Annotated in this window: 3 protein-coding genes; 2 read left to right on the top strand and 1 reads right to left on the bottom strand. The window is 65.9% G+C overall.

All coding sequences use genetic code 11. From position 1 onward, the window contains the following. Window positions 1-153 precede the first annotated feature (153 nt). Window positions 154-510 carry a DMT family protein gene (locus VE25_RS00085; protein ID WP_152664453.1) on the top strand — a complete coding sequence of 119 codons (357 nt, stop codon included), beginning with the start codon at window positions 154-156 and terminating at the stop codon, window positions 508-510. Window positions 511-588: 78 nt separating this feature from the next. After that, the gene (locus VE25_RS00080) at window positions 589-1,518 is read left to right on the top strand and encodes a metallophosphoesterase (protein ID WP_046106536.1); all 930 of its coding nucleotides are present in this window, start codon (window positions 589-591) and stop codon (window positions 1,516-1,518) included. Between the two features lie 274 nt (window positions 1,519-1,792). Here the strand turns inward: VE25_RS00080 and VE25_RS00075 are convergent, their stop codons facing one another. Continuing rightward, window positions 1,793-2,986 (bottom strand): GTP-binding protein, encoded by a 1,194-nt coding sequence (locus VE25_RS00075; protein ID WP_046106535.1) that lies wholly within the window; start codon window positions 2,984-2,986, stop codon window positions 1,793-1,795. Between the last annotated feature and the right edge of the window lie 109 nt (window positions 2,987-3,095).

Genomic DNA, 3,095 nt, shown 5'->3' with positions numbered 1-3,095 from the left:
CTCCCATCCTCCCCCGCAAGGGGGGAGGTGCTGCATTGTGCGTGTGGCACCATCGTGCCCAATTCACAAGACCGGCACCTCCCCCTTGCGGGGGAGGTTGGGAGGGGGGTCTAGTGAGCGCCAGCCATCACGTTCTGATTCGACAGGGCCAAATTGGGCTTCAACGTCCCTACCCTCGCCCCCATCGGGCTGCTCATCGCTTCCAATATCTTCATGACCTTCGCCTGGTACGGGCACCTCAAGTTCCCGCACATGGCGCTGTGGGTGGCGGTGCTCGTCAGCTGGGGGATCGCGTTCGTCGAATACTGGCTGGCGGTGCCGGCCAACCGGATCGGCTACGGCACCTATAGCGGGGCGGAGCTGAAGACCATCCAGGAGGTGATTTCCCTCTCCGTCTTTGCATTCTTCGCAGTGTTCTACCTCGGCGAGAAGTTCACCCTCAACCACGGGATCGGGTTCGGGCTGATCGCGCTCGGAGCGTTCTTCGTCTTCAAGGGGCCGCTCAAGTGACCGGATTGTCATATCGGCGTCACCCGAGCGTGACGGAGCAGGCCTAGGCTTTTCCTCCCCGAACAGAGGAGGCCAGAAATGATCGATCGTCGCACTCTCCTGAAGGCGGCGGGCGCTGCCGCGCTCGTCACGCCCTTTGCCGGCTTTGCCGCCCGCTCCGCGGTGGCGCAGGACGCGCCGCAATTTCGGTTCGGCATCATCGCCGACCCGCAATACGCCCCCTTCCCGCCCAGGCCCGGCGGCACGCGCTACTATGCCAACAGCCTCTGGAAGCTCGATACGGCGCTCAAGGCCTTCAACGAGGAACCGCTCGAGTTCGTCGCAACGCTCGGCGACATCATCGACCGACACTGGGACAGCTTCGGCGACGTGCTGCCGATCTACGACCAGCTCGAGCATCCGCACTTCTTCGTGCTGGGCAACCACGATTTCGAGGTCGGGCAGGATTACCTGCGCTCGGTGGTGCGCAATTTCGGCATCGAGCGGGCCTATTACGACTTCACCGGCGGCGGCTACCGGTTCCTCGTCATCGACGGCAACGATGTCTCGACCTTCGCGCCCCCGGCCGACGACCCGCGGCTCGAGATCGCGGCCGAGCGGCTGGCAAAGCTGACCGAAAGCGGCGCCGAGAACGCGCAGAGCTGGAACGGCTCGCTCTCGGACGAGCAATTCGCCTGGATGGAGGAGCGGCTGACGAGCGCCAAGGACGCGGGCGAGAAGGTGATCGTCCTCAGCCACTATCCGGTCTATCCGGCCAACATCCACAACCTCTGGGACAGCGAGCGGATCGTTGAGCTGCTGACCAGCCACGACAATTTCGTGGCGTTCTTCAACGGACACAACCACGCCGGCAACTACGCGGCCGTCGGCAACCAGCACTTCGTCAACTTCAAGGGCATGGTCGAGACGCCCGACCAGAGCGCCTATGCGACGGTGGCGGTCCATGACGACCGGCTGGAGATCACCGGGCACGGGCTGGAGGAGAGCCGGACGCTGACGATCGGGTAGAGATTGGGGGCCCCAGGCAGGGAGGTCGTGGAAGGCCCCCTCACCCGCGACTTCGTCGCGACCTCTCCCCCAGAGGGAGAGGTGGCGGGCTCGCCGGCGAAAGTGCCTCTCTTCACCTCTCCCTTGGGGGAGAGGTCGGCGCGTAGCGCCGGGTGAGGGGGCCTTCCGCGCGAAAGCCGCAATATAGCAGCCCCTCACCCTGACTTTCCGCTGAACGCGGAAAATCGGTCCCTCTCCCCGGAGGGGCGAGGGGAAACCCGGTGCGCGTGTCGATTCAGCCCCAGCTCGGGAACGGGTCCGGCAGGCGCGCCCAGCTTTCCGGGTCGTAGCCGCGGGCGGGGACGAGGCAGGCGTCGAGCTGGCGGCGGATGTCGGCTTCGTCCATGGGATCGAGGCCGATGAAGACGATCTCCTGGCGCCTGTCGCCCCAGACCGGATCGAGATAGGGCGTCATGGAAGCGCGCCAGTCGGGATTGTCGGGCCAGCGGTGCTCGGGCACGGCCGCCCACCAGAGGCCGCGCCGCTCGGTGCGCACCAGAGCGCCGGCCTGGCTGAGCTCGCCGACGTGGTACGGGCGGGTCGCGAGCCAGAAGAAGCCCTTGGCGCGCACGACGCCCGGCCAGGAGCGGTTGACGAAGGCGGAAAAGAGCTGCGGATTGAACGGTTGGCGGGCGCGGTAAACGAAGGAGCGGATGCCGTATTCCAGCGTTTCGGGCACGTGGTCGGTGAAACCGTTGAGCTCCTTGAACCAGAGCGGATTGGCCTCGGCCGCTTCGAGGTTGAAGAGGCCGGTATCGAGCACGTCCTCGAGCGGGACCTTGGCGAAATCGGTCTCGACGATGCGGGCGACGGGATTGAGCGCCTTGATGATCTTCAACGCCGCCTCGCGCTCGTGCGGCCTTGCGGTCGAGACCTTGTTGAGGACGATGACGTCGGCGAACTCGATCTGGTCGACGAGAAGGTCGACGAGGGCGCGCTCGTCCTCCTCGCCGAGGGACTCGCCGCGGTCGCGCAGGAAGTCCTGCGAGGCGTAGTCCTTCAGGAGATTGGCGCAGTCGACGACCGTCACCATGGTGTCGAGGCGGGTGAGATCGGCGAGCGAGAAGCCGGTCTGGTCGCGGAAGTCGAAAGTGGTGGCGACGGGGAGCGGCTCGGAGATGCCGGTCGACTCGATGAGGAGGTAGTCGAAGCGTCCGTCGCGGGCGAGACGCGTGACCTCGGCGAGCAGGTCCCCGCGCAGCGTGCAGCAGATGCAGCCGTTGGAGAGCTCGACCAGCTTCTCGTCGGTGCGCGAGAGATCGGCGCCGCCTTCGCGGACCAACGTGGCGTCGATGTTGACCTCGCTCATGTCGTTGACGATGACGGCGACGCGCCGGCCCTCGCGGTTGTTGAGGATGTGGTTGAGGAGGGTCGTCTTGCCGGCTCCGAGGAACCCGGAGAGCACGGTGACGGGAAGCTTTGCGGGCATGGTGGGCCTCGGTTTTTGACGGGATCGACTGCTCTTTCGCCTCCCTACCCCTTGAGGGGAGGGATTGAGGGTGGGGGTGGTTCGGCGAGCCACCTGGGCTTCCCCCCAC

It is taken from the genome of Devosia geojensis (assembly GCF_000969415.1).
Classification (GTDB): Bacteria; Pseudomonadota; Alphaproteobacteria; order Rhizobiales; family Devosiaceae; genus Devosia; species Devosia geojensis.
This window is presented reverse-complemented; position numbering and strand designations above follow the sequence as displayed.